This is a genomic window from Serratia sp. BNK-33-b, assembly GCF_048684565.1.
Lineage (GTDB): Bacteria > Pseudomonadota > Gammaproteobacteria > Enterobacterales > Enterobacteriaceae > Serratia > Serratia marcescens.
Window position 1 is genome coordinate 1,121,421 of record NZ_JBLQTZ010000001.1, and the last position, 18,339, is coordinate 1,139,759.

Genomic DNA, 18,339 nt, shown 5'->3' on the forward strand with positions numbered 1-18,339 from the left:
CAGCGCGGCAAGAAATCAGCAGTTAACCGGATTTATTCAAGGGAGATTGATCCCGGTCAAACGGAAAACGCGCGGTGGCCGCCACCGCGCGGGTGAAACGGGGGATCAGGCGCTCAAATCGCGGATATCGGTGGTCGGGCCGTTTTTTATCACCGACTGGATACCGTTTTTGGCCGCGCTTTCGGAGCTGTACATTTCGCTGACGCCGATCACCTGATGGTTCTTGGCCTTCAGCACAAAGTAGGGCTGATTGCTGGCGCTGTGCTTCAGTTCGTACTGCGCTTCGTGCGGTGAATTGGTCTGCACCGAGGCGATGCCGTTCTCCGCCGAGGCTTTGCTGGCATACATCTCGCTGGCCAGAATGATCTCGCCGTTACTGGCTTTCAGGTTGAAGTGGTACTGTCCGTTCTTTGCTTTTTTCAGCTCGTAATGACCGATTGCCATGGTTCTTCTCCTGTAGGTTCCGATTCGTGATGTAAGTGTAGCCAATCGCTTGAAAATCGGCGGCTAAACCTCACAGCAGCTTAGTTGAAAAAATGCGCAGTTTTTTTGCGCCGGCGCGGAGTTTTCGCCCGAGAGGCACAGCGCCGCACGGGAAGCTAAGGGAGAAGGCGTGATTGCGCAGTGCGCCGCATAACGAGGGGAACAGGGTGTCACCCCGTGAGATTGTGCGTTACTGTTTGGCCGTTTCGTCAATGTGGATGAAAAATGAGCGATACATCTTGGCATCGACACGCTACAGGCATATGCTTTGGCCTATGCCTGCTGTGGAGGTGTCGAGATGGAAAGGATCGCAAAGCTGTTTAAAAACGGCAGAAATCAGGCGGTGAGGTTACCGGTGGAATTTGAATTTGATACGGATCGTGTCTATATCCGTCGCGATCGGGAGGGCAACGTGATTTTATCCAAATATCCGGCAAAGCCGGACAGCTGGGCACCGCTGCTGAGCATTATCGCCCAAACGCCGGTGCCGCAAGAGTTTCTTGGCGCGGAAGATCGTCAGCAAGGGGTTGCCGACCGCGATCCCTTCTCAGAGGAAGAGTAGGCGATGTACATGTTTGATACCAACACCGTCAGCCACTTGTTTCGGCAGCATCCGCAGGTGCTTAACGTCATGGAAAAGCTCCCGCCTTCTGCCGTATGTATTTCCAGCGTCACGGAGGCGGAACTGCTTTACGGTGTGGCTAAACGGCGGAACAAGGCGTTGCAAAGCATGGTCGAGGCCTTTCTTGCTGCAGTGACGGTCTATGCATGGGATAGCGAGGCCGCCCGTTGCTACGGTGAAATGCGGGCAACCATGGAGAGAAAGGGCAAAATCATGGGCGCGATGGATCAACTGATCGCCGCTCACGCGCAGAGCCGTGGTGCGACGCTGGTGACCAACGATCGCGCATTCGCCATGGTGCCCGGGTTGGCGGTTGAAGACTGGACGCGCTGATTTCCCCTAAACCCCATTCATCAGCCGGCAGGGCTCGGCTTCCCAGCGGTAGCCCACGCCGTATACCGAGCGGATGAAGGATTTTTCCCCGTCGATCAGTTCCAGTTTGCGGCGCAGGTTTTTGATGTGGCTGTCGATGGTGCGGTCGGTGACCACCCGGTAGTCGTCGTACAGGTTGTTCAGCAGCTGCTCGCGTGAAAACACGTTGCCCGGCTGGCTGGCCAGCGTTTTCAGCAGGCGGAACTCCGCCGGCGTCAGATCCAATAACTGCCCCTGATAGCTGGCCTGGAAGCGCGGTTCATCGATGTGCAGCAGGTCATCTTCCCGCGCGTTCTCCTGCGGCCGATAGCTGCGGCGCAGGATGGTTTTCACCCGCGCCACCACTTCGCGCGGGCTGTAGGGTTTGCAGATGTAATCGTCGGCGCCGATCTCCAGCCCCAACAGGCGGTCAATCTCTTCAATTTTCGCCGTCACCATCACGATGGGCACGTCGCTGAAGCGGCGCAGCTCGCGGCACACCGTCAGGCCGTCGGCCCCCGGCAACATCAGGTCGAGCAAGATCAGCGCCGGCGGATGCTGGTGCACGGTCGGCACCACCTCATTGCCGTTGGTCAGCCAGCGGGTGGCGTAGCCCGCCGCCTGGAGATAATCCACCAGCAGTTGGCCCAGCTTGGGCTCATCTTCAACAATCATGATCTGCACGGGTTGATTCTGAATGTCCATCAGGGCGCCTTATTTTTTATCGGGGTAGCAAATTCTACTGTAATGCGCACGCCGCCTAAAGGCGAATGCTCGGCGCGGATTTTCCCGTCGTGCGCTTCCACGATGTTGTGGCAGATCGCCAACCCCAGCCCGGAACCGCCGCTGGCGCGGTTGCGTGAACCTTCCGCCCGGTAGAAACGTTCGAAAATGCGCGTCAGTTGCTGATCGCTGATGCCCGGCGCGCTGTCCTGCCAGTAAAGGAGCAGCCGCCCCGGCTGCTGCTCGACGCCGATCTCCAACCGGCCGCCGGCGTCGGTGTAACGCAGGCTGTTTTCCAGCAGGTTATTGAACAGTTGGTTCAGGCGATCGGGATCGCCGAACAGCGGCGCTTGCGCCGGCAGATGGGTGACGATCTCCAGCCCTTTGGCGCGGAAGCGTTCGCGGAAGGCGGCGACGGCGATCTGCACCAGGTGCACGCAGTCCACCGACGCCTTGCGATAGGCCAGCGCGCCGAGATCGGAGAGCGACAGCTGGTGCAGATCGTCGACCAGTTTGGTCAGGGTGGATACCTCGGCCTGCAGCGAGCTGAGCGACGCCGGCGTCGGCTGGCGCACGCCGTCCTGCAGCGCCTCCAGCTCGCCGCGCAGCACCGCCAGCGGCGTGCGCAGCTCGTGCGACACGTCGGCCATAAAGGCGCGACGCATCTGCTCGTTTTTTTCCAGCGAGGTGGCCAACTGATTGAAGTCGTGCGCCAGCCTGCCCAGTTCATCCTGGCTGCTGACCGCCACGCGGGTGGTGAAATCGCCGGCCGCCAGGCGGTGGGTGCCCGCCACCAGGCGCTTGACCGGGGCCAGCATGCCGCGCGACAGCAGCCAGGTCACCGCCGCCGCCAACAGGGTGGAGAGCGCGACGATAATCCAGCTGGTGCGCCGCTGCTGGCGATCGAAGTTGATGTCGGTATTGCGCGTCAGGCGCTCGACCGGGGTGGTGAGCACCCAGCCGACGATCTCGTTGTTGTAGCGGATCGGGTGGCGAGGCCCTTCCTTCGGCAACGGGCCGGAATGCCCGACCAGCCGATTGAACTGGCTGTCCACCACCCAAAACTGGGTGCGCCACCCCTTGGGCGGCAGATTGTGGCTGCTGTCGCTATTCTGCTCGAACGAACGCATGATTTGGTAGACCACCTGATCGTTGTTGCGCAGGAATATCCAGTTGCCATGATGGCTGTACTGTTCCTCCAGCGCTTCGCTAAGCATGTTGATGCGCTGCTCGTTGCTGCTCTTGATGTAATCGATAAAGCCGCGCTCAAAGCTGACACGGACCCCCCAATGCATGGTGATCAACACCAGCATGCAGGTAGCGAAAATGGCCAGGAACAGTTTTCCGGTAATGCCTATCCTCATTGCAACCTCGTTGAGCCGGTACCCGGCTCTTTGGTCAGCGTGCGGTTGGGCGCGCTATCGGCCGGCACGCGCGCGAAGGCGAGCGCGGGCAGAGCGATAATCAACGCCATACAGCAGTAGCTGTAAATGAATGCGCTGTGGATGGCCGGGCTATCGGCCACCACCTGGTGATGGGCGAAGCTGCCGATCAAGATGCCGGCGACGCTGACGCCGAGGCTCATCGACAGCTGCATGACCATCGACAGCAGGCTGTTGCCGCTGCTGGCCAACCGGTCCGGCAGATCTTTCAGCGTCAGAGTGTTCATCGCCGAGAAGCGCAGTGAGTTGATCATCCCCTGGAAGAACAGCACCACCGGCAGCAGCCACAGCCAGCCGAGCATCGCCGCCAGCAGGAAGCTCAGGCTGACCAGCGCCAGCAGCAGCGTGGCGGCCACCAGCACGTTGCGGTAGCCAAAGCGGTTGACTACCTGCACCACGATGCGCTTCATGCCCATGCTGCCGATGATCATCGGGATCATCATCAGCCCGGCGTGGAACGGCGTGAAACCCATGCCCACCTGCAGGAACAGCGGCGTCATGAACGGCAGCATGCCGCTGCCGATGCGCCCCAGCAGGCTGGCCAGCAGCCCGATTTTGTAGGTCGGGGTGCGAAGCAGCCGCAGCGAGAACAGGGCGCGGCTATTGCCGTAGGCATGCCAAACATACCCCAACAGCGCCGCTGCGCCCAGCGCCACCAGGCCGGCGATGGCGCTGCCGGACAGCCCCATGCCTTTATGGCCGTCGAGCGCCAGCGTCAGCGACGCCATGCCGATCGCCAGCAGGATAAAGCCGCTGAGATCGAAGCGGCGGGTCTGCATTTGGTAGTTGGGCATCAGCAGCAGCGTGGCGATGGCGCCCACGATGCCCACCGGAATATTGATCAGGAAAATCCAGTGCCAGCTGGCGTATTGCACCAGGAAACCGCCCAGCGCCGGCCCCATCAGCGGGCCGATCTGGCCCGGCAGCGTCACGAAGGTCATCGCCGCCATGTACTGCTCGCGCGGCACGATCTTCATCACCGTCAGGCGCCCGACCGGCACCATCATCGCGCCGCCGACGCCCTGAAGCACGCGCGAGGCGATCAGCTCGTTCAGGGTTTCCGAACGGGCGCAGAGGAGGGAGCCGAGGGTGAACAGCACGATGGCGCTGAAAAACACCCGCTGTACGCCGACTTTGTCCGCTAGCCAGCCGCTGGCCGGCAGCGTCACCGCCACCGTCAGCACATAGGAGACGATCACCGACTGCATGCGCAGCGGGTTCTCCCCCAGGCTGGCGGCCATTGAGGGCAGGGCGGTGTTGACGATAGTGGTATCCAGCGTCTGCATAAAGAAGCCGAATGCCACTATCCAGAGTTGCCAGCGTACCGTGGCGGCGTGTTTCATCAGCATCAGTCGGCCATTAATGGGGCAGCGGAGCCAGTTGCTTGTTGCGGCGGAACTTCGCCTGCAGCCGGTCGAAGTAAAGGTAGACCACCGGGGTGGTGTACAGCGTCAGCAGCTGGCTCATCACCAGGCCGCCGGCGATGGTGATGCCGAGCGGCTGGCGCAGCTCCGCGCCGTCGCCGCTGGTCAGCACCAACGGCAGCGCACCGAACAACGCCGCCAGCGTGGTCATCATGATCGGCCGGAAACGCAGCAGGCTGGCCTGGAAAATCGCCTCGCGGGCGCTGATGCCGCCGTTGCGCTGCGCTTCGAGCGCGAAGTCGACCATCATGATGGCATTTTTCTTCACGATGCCGATCAACAGCATGATGCCGATCAGCGCGATCAGGCTGAACGGCGCGCCGAACAGCTCAAGCGCCAGCAGCGCCCCCACGCCGGCGGAAGGCAGCGTGGAAAGGATGGTCAGCGGATGGATATAGCTCTCATACAGCACGCCGAGCACGATATACACCGTGGCGATCGCCGCCAGGATCAGGATCAGCTGCGACTTCAGGGTGTCCTGGAACACCTGGGCGGTGCCGGCGAACGCGCCGCGCACCGTGGACGGCACGCCGAGCTGAGTCATGGTGCGCTCTATCGCCGCGGTGGCGTCCGACAGGCTGCCGCCGTCCGGCAGGTTAAAGGAGACGGTCGAGGCGGCGGACAGCCCCTGATGGTTGACCGACAGCGGCGCGTTGGCCGGCCGCCAACTGGCGAAGTAGGAGAGCGGTATCGCTTTGCCTTCGTTGTTGATGATGAACATTTTGTCCAGCGAGCTCACGTCCTGGGTGTAGGGCGGCGCCACTTCCATCACGACTTTATATTGGTTGAGCGGTTGGTAGATGGTCGAAATCTGTCGCTGGCCGAAGGCGTTGTTCAACAGGTTGTTGGCGTCGGACACCGAAATGCCGAGGCGCGCCATGGTTTCGCGATCGTAGACCAGATCCATCTCCGAGCCTTTATCCTGCTGATCCGAGTTGACGTCCGCCAGCTCGGGCAATGCGGCCAGCGCGGTGCGGATCTTCGGCTCCCATTCGCGCAGCGCGGCGAGATCGTCCGCCAGCAACGTATATTGGTAGCTGGCGTTGGCCTGCCGGCCGCCGACGCGGATATCCTGCACCGCCATCAAAAACAGGCTGGCGCCCGGTTCTTTGGCCAGGCGGGCGCGCAGGCGGGCGATCACTTTCTGCGCGTCGTCGCTGCGTACCGACAGGGGTTTCAGTGAGATGAACATCGAACCGCTGTTGGTGCGCGAACCGCCGGTAAAACCGGTGACGTTTTCCACGTCCGGATCTTCGCGCACGATTTTCATGAAGTCTTCCAGTTTGCCGCGCATTGCCTGGAACGAAATGCTTTGGTCGGCCTGAATAAAGCCCATCAGACGCCCGGTATCCTGTTCCGGGAAGAAGGTTTTCGGGATGCTGATATACAGCCAGACGTTGAGCGCAACGGTGGCGAGGAACACCGCCAGCACCCAGCGAGAGTGGCCGAGCACCCAGTTCAGCGAGCGCCCGTAGCCCTGCTGCAGCGCCAGCAGCATTTTGCCGAAGCCGCGCGCCCGCCGCTGCGAACGCGGCGGCTGGTGGCGCAACAGGTAGGCGCACATCATCGGCGTGAGCGTCAGCGAGACGATCAGCGACAGCCCGATCGACACCGACAGGGTGACGGCGAACTCGCGGAATAGCCGGCCGGGCAGGCCTTCCATCAGCAGCAGCGGGATAAACACCGCCACCAGCGAAACGCTCATCGACAGCACGGTGAAACCGACCTCCCGCGCGCCCAGCAGCGCGGCGTTGATCGGTTTCATGCCGGCCTCGACGTGGCGGGAAATGTTTTCCAGCACTACGATGGCGTCGTCCACCACAAAGCCGGTGGCGATGGTCAGCGCCATCAGCGACAGGTTGTTGAGGCTGAACCCGCACAGATACATGGCGGCGAACGAGCCGATCAGCGATACCGGTACGGCGACCGCCGGGATCAGCGTGGCGCGCCCGGAGCGCAGGAAGATGAACACCACCAGGATCACCAGCCCGATGGCGATCGCCAGCGACTGTTCCACCTCGGCCAGCGACGCGCGGATGGTCGGCGAACGATCCTGCGCGACGTTGAGTTGAATCGAGGCCGGGATATTCTCCTGCAGGGCGGGCAGCTCGGCGCGAATGCGATCGACGGTTTCGATGATGTTGGCGTCCGGAGCGCGGCTGATGGCCAGAATGATCGCCGGTTTGGCGTCGGTCATCCCGGCGTTGCGCACGTCTTGCACCGAGTCTTTGACCTCGGCCACGTCGGCTAAACGCACCGCCGAGCCGTTGTTGTAATGAACGATCAGCGGGCGGTAGGCGTCGGCGGTTTTCAGCGCGTCATTGGCCTGGATCTGCCAGCGCTGCTGCGGGTTTTCCACGGCGCCCTGCGGGCGGCGCACGTTGGCGTTGGCGATGGCCTGCCGTACGGTGTCCAGCGACACGCCCTGATTGAACAGCGCCGAAGGGTTCAGCTCCACCCGCACCGCCGGCAGCGAGCTGCCGCCGACGGAAACGTCGCCGACGCCCTCAGTCTGGCTGATCTTCTGCGCCAGCTGGGTGGAGGCGAAATCGTAAAGTTGCCCCTGGCTGTAGGTGTCCGAGGTCAGCGTCAGGATCATGATCGGCGCGTCGGAAGGGTTGACCTTGCGGTAGCTGGGGCGGCTCGGCATGCCGGTCGGCAGCAGGCTTTGCGCGGCGTTAATCGCCGCCTGCACGTCGCGCGCGGCGCCGTTGATGTCGCGATCGAGATCGAACTGCAAAATGACCCGGGTACTGCCGAGCGAGCTCATCGACGTCATTTCGTTAACCCCGGCGATGCGGCCCAGCGCGCGCTCCAGCGGCGTCGCCACCGAAGACGCCATGGTTTCCGGCGAGGCGCCCGGCAGCGACGCGCTGATCGAAATCACCGGAAAATCCACCTGCGGCAGTGGCGATACCGGCAACAGGCGAAAGCCGATCGCGCCGCTGATGGCGATGGCCAGCGTCAGCAGGGTGGTGGCCACCGGCCGGTGAATGAACAGGGCGAAGAATCTCACGGCAACTCCTGCGTATCCGGCTGGCGATGCGTGTTGCGCGCCAGTTTGTCAAACAGCAGGTAGATCACCGGCGTGGTGAACAGCGTCAGGATCTGGCTCATGATCAAACCGCCGACCATACAGACGCCGAGCGGATGCCGCAGCTCCGCGCCGACGCCGGTGCTCAGCATCAGCGGCAGCGCGCCGAGCAGGGCCGCCAGCGTGGTCATCAGGATCGGCCGGAAACGCAGCAGGCAGGCCTGATAGATGGCGTCGCGCGGCGATAAGCCCTGCTCGCGTTCCGCCGCCAGCGCGAAGTCGATCATCATGATGGCGTTCTTCTTCACGATGCCGATCAGCAGGATGATGCCGATGATGGCGATCACGTCCAGCTCGCTGCCGGCCATCATCAGCGCGAGCAGCGCGCCGACCCCGGCGGTCGGCAGGGTGGAGAGGATGGTGACCGGATGAATGAAGCTTTCATACAGCACGCCCAGCACGATGTACATCGCCACCACCGCCGCCAAAATCAGCCACAGCGTGCTGCCGAGCGCCGCCTGGAAGGCCAGGGTCGCCCCCTGGAATTGGGTAGTGATGTCCCTTGGCATGTTGAGATTTTTTTCCGCCTGGGTGACCGCGTCCACCGCCTCGCCGAGCGAGTAGCCGTCGGCGACGTTGAACGAAACGGTGGCCGACGGGAACTGGTCGAGATGGTTGACCGACAGCGGGCCGAAGCGCTCTTCGATTTTGGCGATGGCGCTCAGCGGCACCACGGCGCCATCGTTGCCGCTCAGACGGATCTCATTGAGCGCCGCCAACCCCGGTGTCGCGCTGACGTCGTGCTCCAGCACCACGCGGTATTGGTTGGCCTGGGTGTAGATGGTGGAGATCAGGCGCTGGCCGAACGCGTTGTACAGCGCATTGTCCACGTCGCTCATGGTGACGCCGAGGCGGGAGGCCGAATCGCGATCGACGTTGACGTAGGCCACCAACCCCTGATCCTGCCAGTCGCTGGTGACGTCCGCCAACTGCGGGGTTTGTTTCAGCTCATCCATCAGCTGCGGCACCCACAGGCTGAGATCGTCCAGCGACATCGCCTGCAGGGTGAATTGGTACTGGGTGCGGCTGACCTGGGTATCGATGGTCAGATCCTGCACCGGCTGCAGGTACAGCTTCACGCCGGGAAACTGCGCCGTTTGCTGCTGCAGGCGGCTGATGATCGCCGGAATGCGGTCGCTGCGTTCGCTCAGCGGCTTCAGGTTGATCTGCAACCGGCCGCTGTTGAGCGTGGCGTTGCTGCCGTCGACGCCAACGAACGAGGTCAGGCTTTCCACCGCCGGATCCTTGAGGATCTGCGCTGCGACCTGCTGCTGGCGCTCGGCCATGTTGCTGAACGAGACGCTCTGCGGCGCTTCCAGCGTGCCCTGAATGATGCCGTTGTCCTGCACCGGGAAGAAACCTTTCGGGATCAGCAGATACAGCAATACCGTCAGCGCCAGGGTGCCCACGGCCACGCCGAGCGTCAGCCAGGGATGGTTAAGCACCGTTTTCAGCCACTGGCCGTATCGCGCGATCACCCGCTCGAAAAAGCGTTCGGAGGCGGCGGAAAAACGGTTCTGCTTGCGCAGCGATTCGTGGCTGAGCATGCGCGCGCACATCATCGGCGTCAGCGTCAGCGACACCACGGCGGAAATCAAAATCGCCACCGCCAGCGTGACGGCGAACTCGCGGAACAGGCGGCCGACGATGTCGCCCATGAACAGCAGCGGGATCAGCACCGCCACCAGCGAGAAGGTCAGCGAGATGATGGTGAAGCCGATCTCGCCGGCCCCTTTCAGCGCGGCGTCGAGCGGTTTTTCCCCTTTCTCGATGTAGCGCGAGATGTTCTCGATCACCACGATGGCGTCGTCCACCACGAAGCCGGTGGCGATGGTCAGCGCCATCAGCGTCAGGTTGTTGATGGAGAAGCCGAGGAAGTACATGGCGGCGAAGGTGCCCACCAGCGACAGCGGCACCGCCACGCTGGGGATAATGGTCGCCGGCACGTTGCGCAGGAACACGTAGATCACCATCACCACCAGCGCGACTGCCAGCAGCAGCTCGAACTGCACGTCGCTGACCGAGGCGCGGATGGTGGTGGTGCGATCGGTCAGCACCTTGACGTCGACCGACTTGGGCAGGCTTTTAATCAGCGTCGGCAGCATTTCGCGGATGCTGTCGGCGGTGGTGATGACGTTGACGCCGGGCTGGCGTTGGATGTTCAGCACGATCGCCTGCTGCTTGTTGGCCCAGGCCGCCAGCCGGGTGTTTTCCGCCCCTTGTTCGATGGTGGCGATATCCTGCAGGCGGATCGCCGCGCCGTTCTGATAGGCGACGATCAGCTGGCGATAGTCGTCGGCAGATTTCATTTGGTCGTTGGCGGACAAGGTGACCGATCGGGTCGGGCCGTCAAGGCTGCCTTTCGCCGAGTTGACGTTGGCGTTGCTGATGGCGGCGCGGATGGTTTCACTGTCCAGGCCATAGGCGGCGACCGCCGCGGCGTTCAATTTTACGCGCACCGCCGGGCGTTGGCCGCCGGCCAGGGTCACCAGGCCGACGCCGGTCACCTGAGAAATTTTTTGCGCCACGCGGGTTTCCACCATGTCTTCCACCTGCGTCATCGGCATGGCGGTGGAGGTCACGGCCAGCGTCAGGATCGGCGGATCGGCGGGGTTAACCTTGCTGTAGATCGGCGGGTAGGGCAGATCGTTCGGCAGCAGGTTGGTGGCGGCGTTGATCGCCGCCTGCACTTCCTGCTCCGCGACGTCGAGCGGCAGCGCCAGCTGGAACTGCAGCGTCACCACCGAGGCGCCTCCGGCGCTTTGCGACGCCATTTGCTTCAGGCCGGACATCTGGCCGAACTGGCGTTCCAGCGGCGCGGTAATGGCGGAGGTCACCACGTCCGGGCTGGCGCCGGGGTATAGCGTCACCACCTGGATGGTGGGGTAATCCACCTCCGGCAGGGCGGACACCGGCAGCGCGCGATAGCCGATAATCCCCGCCAGCAATATCGCCACCATCAGCAGCGTGGTGGCGACCGGGCGCAGAATAAACAGGCGGGACGGACCGCCGCCGGCGTTGGGAGGCATCACCTGCATCAGGACTTCCTCTGAACGTCAGGTTCGCGCTTGGGGTTGGCCGCCGTAGGCGCTTCGCTCGGCGCGAGCACTTCCACCTGCATGCCTTCGGTCAGGCGATCGATGCCGTCGGTCACCACCCGATCGCCGGCGTTGAGGCCGGCGCTGATCACCACCTGCCGGCTGTCCTGCACGCCGGCGGTGACCCGATGTTTGCTGACCTTGTTGTCTTCGCCGAGCGTCCAGACGAAGTTGCCCTCGTTGCCCATCTGCAGCGCGGCGGTCGGGATCACCACCGCGTCGTGCAGGGTATCCACCTGCAGCCGCGCGTTGACGAACTGGTTGGGGAACAGCGCGTCATCTTCGTTGGTGAAACGCGCTTTCAGCTTGATGGTGCCGGTGGCGGTATCAATTTGGTTGTCCAGGCTCAGCAGCGAACCGGTCGTCAGCTTGTTCTGGTTGGTGCGATCCCAGGCTTCGACGCTCACCGGCCCGGCTTTTTGCGCCTTGAGCAGATCGGCGATGTTGCCTTCAGGCAGCGTGAACACTACGTCGATCGGGTGCGTCTGCGTGATGACCACCAGACCGGTGGTGCTGCCGCTGGTGACATAGTTGCCGACGTCGACCAGTTTCAGGCCGACGCGGCCGTCGATTGGCGCAGTGATGCGGCTGTAGGTGATCTGCAGTTTGGCGCTGTCGACCGCGCCCTGATCGGCCTTGATCGCGCCTTCGGTCTGCTGCACCAGCGAGGCCTGCGTATCCAGCTCCTGACGGGAAACCAGATTGGTTTTCACCAACTGCTGATAGCGCGCCAGATCGCGCCGGGCGTTGGCCAGCGTGGCCTGATCTTTTGCCAACTGCCCCTGAGCCTGGGTCAGCTGCACCTGGAACGGCCGGGGATCGATCTCCGCCAGCAGATCGCCGGCTTTGACCTGCTGGCCTTCGGTAAAGTGGATCGCCATCAGTTGGCCATCGACCCGGCTGGTGACGGTCACGGTATTGGCGGCGGTGGCGGTGCCCAAGCCGGAAAGATAGCGCGGCACGGTTTGTTGCGTGGCTGTCGCCGCCTGCACCGGCGACATCGGCGCGCCGCGTCTGCCGCCCGCCGCGCGGCCCGCTCCCGTTTTACCGGCGGCCTGGTGCGCGCCCGGCGTCGTCCCGGCGGTCGGTTGAACGGCGCTGAAATGGCGCCAGGCCAGAACGGCGACGATGATCGCAATCGCCGCAGCCAGCAGGCGCAGCAGCAGGGAACGACGTTGGGGTTTTGCATTCATGGTGGTGAAAATTCTCTCCAAAAGGCAGGGGCGCGGGCACTCATTGCCACAAAAATGACACTCCTTACAGGATACTAGTTTAGCCAGCGAAGACGGCATAAAAATGAAGGAAATATGGAGGAACCGTCAGCATTGTCTTAATAAGTGGGTGATTTGCGCGTGCTATGTTTATAAGTGATTTATTCCGGCTTATAGCCAATACGTTTTAACGATTTCCTGCATTTGGCGCTAATAATTAACAGGCAAATCATTTAACCCATGGAGCCTTTGTGATGAGCAAGAAACAACTGGGCCGTTCGGGCATTCAGGTGCCGGCGTTGACCTTTGGCGGCAACGTGTTCGGCTGGACGGCGGATCAAGCGACCTCGTTCAGTCTGCTGGATGCGCTGGTGGACAATCAGCTCAACTTTATCGATACCGCCGATGTCTATTCCAGCTGGGCGCCGGGCAACCGGGGCGGCGAATCGGAAACCGTCATCGGCGAATGGCTGAAGAAGAGCGGCAAGCGCGACCAGGTGATCATCGCCACCAAGGTGGGCAAACCGATGGGCGAAGGCAAACAGGGGCTGTCGCCGCGCTATATTCAGCAGGCGGTGGAAGATTCGCTGCGCCGTCTGCAAACCGATTATATCGATCTCTACCAGTCGCACGACGATGACCGCGATACGCCGCTGGAAGAGACGCTGGCGGCGTTCGATGCGCTGATCAAAGCCGGCAAGGTGCGGGCGATCGGCGCCTCCAACTATCAGGCGGATCGCTTGGAAGAAGCGCTGCGGGTGAGCGAGAACAACGGATTGGCGCGCTACGAAACCCTGCAGCCGGAGTACAATCTGTATGCGCGCGAAGGGTATGAAGCCGAGCTGGAAGGCGTGGCGCAGCGCCACGGGCTCGGGGTGATCAATTTCTTCGCGCTGGCCAGTGGTTTTCTGACCGGCAAATACCGCAGCAAAGCGGACGAGGGCAAAAGCCAGCGCGGCGATCGCATCGTCGAACGCTACCTGAACCCGCGCGGTTTCCGCATTCTGGCGGCGCTGGATCAGGTGGCGGGCAAACACGGCAGCTCCCCGGCGCAGGTCTCGCTGGCCTGGCTGATTGCGCGCCCGAGCATCACCGCGCCGATCGTCAGCGCCACCTCGTTGCCGCAGTTGGATGAGTTGGTCAGCGCCACCCGCCTGACGCTGGATGCGGACGACATTCAGACGCTGAACCACGCCAGCGCTGAGTAAAAGCCGCCGGCGATTTTGCTCTATGCTGAAGGGGTCAATATGACTTATTCAGGAAACTGCAATGTCTGGCGATATCATCAACGACCTCGCGGCGCTGGAACAGCTTTACGGCAAACCCGCCGCGCCCTCGGTTTTTAAAGAAGTCAGCTATATCCACCCGGCGTACCGTCCGTTTATCGAGGCGGCGCCGTTTGCCGCCCTCTCGACCGTCGGGCCGGACGGCATGGATGTCTCCCCGCGCGGCGATCCGGCCGGTTTTATCCAGATCGAAGACGAGAAAACCCTGCTGCTGCCGGACCGGCGCGGCAATAATCGCATCGATAGCCTGCGCAATATCCTGCACGATAACCGGGTGGCGCTGCTGTTGCTGATCCCCGGCATCGGCGAAACGCTGCGGATTAACGGGCGGGCGGAGATCGTGGTGGCGCCGGCGGTGCTGCAGCGCTTCGCTCACCGCAACCAGTTGCCGCGTTCGGTGCTGCGCATTCGGGTGGAGGCGGTGTTCTTCCAGTGCAGCCGGGCGATCTTGCGTTCGGGATTGTGGGAAGAGGGCAGCCGCCTCGAACGTTCGGCGCTGCCCAGCCCCGGCCATATTTTGGCCGCGGTGAGCCAAACGCGCTTCGACGGTGAGGAGTACGACAGCGCGCTGCCGCAGCGGCTGAAGGATACGCTGTATTAATCGCCGTGGCGTTCGCGCCACGTTTGCCGGTTCAGCCGGTACAAGACGTGCTGTTGCAGCGGATGGCCCGCCGGCAGACGCGGGTGCAGGAAGGTTTCGCCGTCGAAGCGCATGCCGATGCGCGTCATCACCCGGCGCGACGGCTGGTTATCTTCGGCGGTGAAGGACACCACTTCCGGCAAGTGCAGCGTGTCGAAGGCGCACGCCAGCGCGGCGCGCGCCGCCTCAGCGGCGTAGCCGTTGCCCCAGTGGGCCGCCGCCAACCGCCAGCCAATCTCCACGCAGGGGGCGCAAGGCAGGTCGTCGCCCGGCCGCGCCAGCCCGACAAAACCGATAAAGGGCGCGCCGCTTTTCACTTCCACCGCCCACAGCCCCCAGCCGTGTTGTTGCATGAAGGCGCGGATGCGTTCGGCCTGCGCGCGGCTTCCCTCGGCCGTCATCGGCGCCGGGAAATAGCGCATCACCTGCGGATCGGCGTTGAGCGCGGCGAAGGCCGGCAGATCGTCATCACGCCAGGGGCGCAGCCGCAGCCTGGCGCTGTCGAGGGTAAGGATGGTAGACATGATGCATAGCCTCCAATGAACAAGGGCGCGGCGAGCCGCGCCCGTGGGCAGTCAACGGAACAGCGTTTGCGCCCAGCGCGCCAGCCCGGCGGTGACCGAGCCGAAGTCGTTGCCGCCGACGATCGGAATGCCCGGCAGCTGCTGTTGCAGCGCGGCGCGCAGCAGGGGTGAGCGCGCGCTGCCGCCGGTCAGGTAGATCACCTGCGGCGCGGTCTGGCTGCTGGCCAGCGCGGCGCTGACCTGCTCCTGAATGCGCATCAACGGCTGCGAGATGGCGTCGGCGAGCTGAGCCTGGCTGATGTTCTCCGCCAGATCGGCCTGCACGAAATTGAGCGGCGCGCTGATGGCCGTTTGGCCGGACAGGGCGATCTTACTCTCTTCTGCCGCCCGCACCAATCGGTAGCTCAGGCGCTGCTGGTACACTTTCAGCAGGCGCTTGACCTTTTCCGGCTCCGCCGCGTCGAGGATCAGATCGCGCAGCACGCGGCCGTTGGCGGCGCTGTAGAAATCGTTTTGCGCCGGCACGTCGTTGGTCGCCACCGCATTCCAGTAAGGCAGCGCCGGCAGGGCGATGCCTTTCGCGGTTTCGCCGCCTAGGCCGAACAGCGGCATCAGCTGTTTGAAGGCCAGCATGATGTCCAGATCGTTACCGCCGACCCGGCAGCCGCTGTGGCCCAGCAGGCTCTGCTGGCGATCGGCGCGGTCGCGCCACTGCGGCCCCATCAGCAGCACCGAGCAGTCGGTGGTGCCGCCGCCGATGTCCACCACCAGCACGGTTTGCTCTTCGCTCAGCGTCGCCTCGAAGTCCAGCCCCGCCGCCACCGGCTCGAACTGGAATTCAATGTCCTTGAAACCGGCGCGTTCGGCGGCGCGCTGCAAAATGCCCTGCGCCTGCCGGTTGGCTTCGTCGCCGCCGATGCCCTGGAAGTTGATCGGCCGGCCGATCACCGCCTGATCGATGCCGGTCTGCAGCACATTTTCCGCCTGGCGTTTGATGTGGAACATCATGGCGCACACCAGGTCTTCGAACAGCGCGATCTGCTGCGGCTTCAGGCCGTTGGCGCCGAGGAAGGATTTCGGCGAGCGCACGAAGTACACCTCTTCCGGATCTTCCATGTAGTGCGCCAGCGCCTGCAGGCCGAACAGCACGCTGTCGCCGTTGACCGGAATGTCTTCTTCGCGGTTGTAACTGATGGCGCGGCGCAGCAACTGCTGGTTTTCTTCGCTGCCGGTTGGGATCTGCCAATGGCGGTGCAGGCATTCGCTCACCGCTTCGCGGGTCGGCGCACACAGCATCGAAGGCAGATAGGGCGCGTTGTTTTCCAGCGTCAACAGCTCGGGGCCGTGGTCGCGCATCACTGCAACGGAACAGTTGGCTGTCCCGTAATCGAATCCAATAAACATCTCTTTTTTGTCCCCATGCCAATGAAGGGGGGCGACTTTACCCGAGACGGGGCCGGCGGGCAATGCGCCAATGCGCGAGTGTCGAAAAATTTAGCGGGCGCGGCGGCGGCGTGCTTAACTTAATGTCCGAATTCCGCACGTCAGCACGCCAGCCGAGCCCCATAATGCAGAAAAAACCGAACCCGAGCGTTGCCATGAATACCCAACAGCAAGCGTTGTACGACGCGCTGCGCGCGCGTGACCGCAAATTCGACGGACGCTTTTTCGTCGGCGTCTCTTCAACCGGTATCTATTGCCGTCCGGTGTGCAGCGCCCGCACGCCGAAGCGGGAAAATTGCACCTTTTATCCGAGCGCGGCGGCGGCTGAACTGGCGGGGTTTCGCCCCTGCCTCAAATGCCGGCCGGAGCTGGCGCCCGGCCTGGCGCTGATCGACCTGGGCAACCGCTATGCGCAGGTGGCGGTGCAGCTCATCGAGCAGGGCTATCTGTCCGAACACAGTTGCGAAGCGCTGGCGGCGCGGCTGGGCATTTCCGATCGCCATCTGCGGCGCATCTTCGCCGAACAGTTTGGCGCTTCGCCGATCGATTACGCGCAGTCGCACCGGCTGCTGCAAGCCAAGCGCCTGCTGGCGGATACCGATCTGCCGCTCAGCGAGGTGGCGTTCGCCGCCGGCTTCGGCAGCCTGCGGCGTTTCAACGAGCTGTTCAAGGCGCGCTACCGCCTGATCCCGTCAGCGCTGCGCAGCGGCGGCGCGCGCGGTGAACGGGCCGCCGCCAGCGGGCTGGTGTTTCACCTGGGCTATCGGCCGCCCTATGACTGGGAGCGCATGCTGAATTTCTTGCAGGCGCGCGCCGTGCAGGGCGTGGAGCGGGTCGACGGACGCCGCTACCTGCGCTCGATCGCCGTCAGCCAGGGCGGCACGGAACACCGCGGCTGGGTCAGCGTGCAGCCGGAAGAAACGCGCAATCGGGTTCGGGTCGAGATCGCGCCTGCGCTCAGTCTGGTGACGACGGAGGTGTTGCGCCGGGTGCGCCTGCTGTTTGATCTGGATGCCGCGCCGGATCGCATCAATGAGGCGCTGGGCTCGCTGGCGGCCGATGCGCCGGGGCTGCGCCTGCCGGGCTGCGTGAACAGTTTCGAGCAGGCGGCGCGGGCGGTGCTGGGGCAGTTGGTCAGCGTGAAAATGGCGGCGACCTTCGCCGGGCGGATGGCTGAACGCTGGGGGGAAGCCCTGGCGACGCCGCATGAGGGCATCACCCATGTCTTCCCCACCGCAGAACGGGTGGCGCAGCTGCAGCCCGAAGAACTGCGCCCGCTCGGGGTGCAGCTGAAGCGCGCGGCGGCGCTGATCGAGATCGCCCGCGCGCTGGGCGAAGGGCGGCTGCAGCTCGACAACGTGCTGGATATCGAGCGGGGCATCAAGGCGCTGACCGCGCTGCCGGGCATCGGCAGCTGGACCGCCAGCTATATCGCGATGCGCGCCTGGTCGTGGCCGGACGTGTTCCTGGCCGGCGATTATCTGATCAAACAGCGTTTTCCCGGCATGACGCCGCGCCAGATAGAACGCTACGCCGAACGTTGGCGCCCGTGGCGTTCTTACGCCACGCTGCATCTGTGGCACAACGACGGCTGGGCGCCGGAAGGGGAGAGTTGAACGCAGAGCTAGCGAGGGGCGTCGATCAGCTGCAGCAGGCGGCTCATGCCCTCGCGCATCAGGAACGCCAGCAGCTTTTCCCGCTCGGCCGGCGTCAGGTGGTAGTAATACTCGATCCAGACCCGTATCGGATCCTGGCGTTTGACGTCGTAATCCGGATGGTCGGTTTCGCGCAACGCCGACAGGCTGCGCGCGCCGAACGGCAGACTGTCGATATGGTATTCCAGCGCTTTGCCCTGTACGCCGCTGCGGCGGCGGCTGACCCAGCCTTCACGCCGGGCCATCAAATTGACCCCTTGCGGAGTTGAAGGCAACCCCGCCTTACCCATCAGTTCCCTGGCGGAAAACCATTTCTTTTCCATAGTCCCTTATCCCTGAGCCA

General features: G+C 63.4%; 15 protein-coding genes. 5 read left to right on the top strand and 10 right to left on the bottom strand.

The features are described 5' to 3' along the window. Nucleotides 1-105 precede the first annotated feature (105 nt). Nucleotides 106-444 (bottom strand): YegP family protein, encoded by a 339-nt coding sequence (locus ACMGGK_RS05245; RefSeq protein ID WP_004941561.1) that lies wholly within the window; start codon nt 442-444, stop codon nt 106-108. A gap of 337 nt (nt 445-781) precedes the next feature. Between ACMGGK_RS05245 and ACMGGK_RS05250 the strand changes: the two genes are divergently transcribed. Continuing rightward, nucleotides 782-1,045, top strand: a complete 264-nt coding sequence (locus ACMGGK_RS05250; RefSeq protein WP_004941563.1) for an antitoxin — start codon at nt 782-784, stop codon at nt 1,043-1,045. Between the two features lie 3 nt (nt 1,046-1,048). Further along, a complete protein-coding gene (locus ACMGGK_RS05255) occupies nt 1,049-1,438 on the top strand; it encodes a type II toxin-antitoxin system VapC family toxin (RefSeq protein WP_016926704.1) in 390 nt (129 codons plus the stop codon). Between the two features lie 6 nt (nt 1,439-1,444). On the opposite strand, the gene baeR is transcribed toward ACMGGK_RS05255, so the two are convergent. The 6 genes from baeR to ACMGGK_RS05285 are packed head-to-tail and all read right to left on the bottom strand — an operon-like array spanning nt 1,445 to nt 12,430. After that, entirely contained in the window at nt 1,445-2,161 is a 717-nt protein-coding gene (baeR, locus tag ACMGGK_RS05260; RefSeq protein WP_004941568.1) for a two-component system response regulator BaeR, read from the bottom strand. Then, entirely contained in the window at nt 2,161-3,543 is a 1,383-nt protein-coding gene (baeS, locus tag ACMGGK_RS05265; protein WP_016926705.1) for a two-component system sensor histidine kinase BaeS, read from the bottom strand. The genes baeR and baeS overlap by 1 nt, the downstream gene beginning before the upstream one ends. Further along, nucleotides 3,540-4,970 carry a multidrug transporter subunit MdtD gene (gene mdtD, locus ACMGGK_RS05270; protein WP_193843016.1) on the bottom strand — a complete coding sequence of 477 codons (1,431 nt, stop codon included), beginning with the start codon at nt 4,968-4,970 and terminating at the stop codon, nt 3,540-3,542. The genes baeS and mdtD overlap by 4 nt, the downstream gene beginning before the upstream one ends. A 10-nt stretch (nt 4,971-4,980) precedes the next feature. Beyond that, nucleotides 4,981-8,061 (bottom strand): multidrug efflux RND transporter permease subunit MdtC, encoded by a 3,081-nt coding sequence (gene mdtC / locus ACMGGK_RS05275; RefSeq protein WP_016926707.1) that lies wholly within the window; start codon nt 8,059-8,061, stop codon nt 4,981-4,983. After that, complete coding sequence (locus ACMGGK_RS05280) at nt 8,058-11,177, bottom strand: MdtB/MuxB family multidrug efflux RND transporter permease subunit (RefSeq protein WP_110147268.1); 3,120 nt, start codon at nt 11,175-11,177, stop codon at nt 8,058-8,060. Before ACMGGK_RS05280 ends, mdtC begins: the two co-directional genes overlap by 4 nt. Beyond that, nucleotides 11,177-12,430: an MdtA/MuxA family multidrug efflux RND transporter periplasmic adaptor subunit gene (locus tag ACMGGK_RS05285; RefSeq protein ID WP_193843015.1), complete on the bottom strand. Its 1,254-nt coding sequence runs from the start codon at nt 12,428-12,430 to the stop codon at nt 11,177-11,179. Before ACMGGK_RS05285 ends, ACMGGK_RS05280 begins: the two co-directional genes overlap by 1 nt. 272 nt (nt 12,431-12,702) lie before the next feature. Between ACMGGK_RS05285 and ACMGGK_RS05290 the strand changes: the two genes are divergently transcribed. Together ACMGGK_RS05290 and ACMGGK_RS05295 are read left to right on the top strand one after the other, a co-directional pair. Further along, complete coding sequence (locus ACMGGK_RS05290; RefSeq protein ID WP_033632388.1) at nt 12,703-13,656, top strand: aldo/keto reductase; 954 nt, start codon at nt 12,703-12,705, stop codon at nt 13,654-13,656. 61 nt (nt 13,657-13,717) lie between these two features. After that, complete coding sequence (locus ACMGGK_RS05295) at nt 13,718-14,335, top strand: pyridoxamine 5'-phosphate oxidase family protein (RefSeq protein WP_016926711.1); 618 nt, start codon at nt 13,718-13,720, stop codon at nt 14,333-14,335. Here ACMGGK_RS05295 and ACMGGK_RS05300 read toward each other — a convergent pair. Then, nucleotides 14,332-14,898, bottom strand: coding sequence for a GNAT family N-acetyltransferase (locus ACMGGK_RS05300; RefSeq protein ID WP_151254627.1), 567 nt, complete (start codon nt 14,896-14,898; stop codon nt 14,332-14,334). The genes ACMGGK_RS05295 and ACMGGK_RS05300 overlap by 4 nt on opposite strands. Nucleotides 14,899-14,949: 51 nt before the next feature. Continuing rightward, the gene (gene yegD / locus ACMGGK_RS05305; protein WP_033639655.1) at nt 14,950-16,302 is read right to left on the bottom strand and encodes a molecular chaperone; all 1,353 of its coding nucleotides are present in this window, start codon (nt 16,300-16,302) and stop codon (nt 14,950-14,952) included. A 164-nt stretch (nt 16,303-16,466) separates the two neighbouring features. On the opposite strand from yegD, the gene alkA reads away from it, so the two are divergent. Next, nucleotides 16,467-17,957 carry a DNA-3-methyladenine glycosylase 2 gene (gene alkA, locus ACMGGK_RS05310; RefSeq protein WP_420276744.1) on the top strand — a complete coding sequence of 497 codons (1,491 nt, stop codon included), beginning with the start codon at nt 16,467-16,469 and terminating at the stop codon, nt 17,955-17,957. 8 nt (nt 17,958-17,965) lie between these two features. Here the strand turns inward: alkA and ACMGGK_RS05315 are convergent, their stop codons facing one another. Beyond that, entirely contained in the window at nt 17,966-18,319 is a 354-nt protein-coding gene (locus ACMGGK_RS05315) for a DNA-binding protein (RefSeq protein ID WP_143779304.1), read from the bottom strand. Nucleotides 18,320-18,339: the final 20 nt, after the last annotated feature.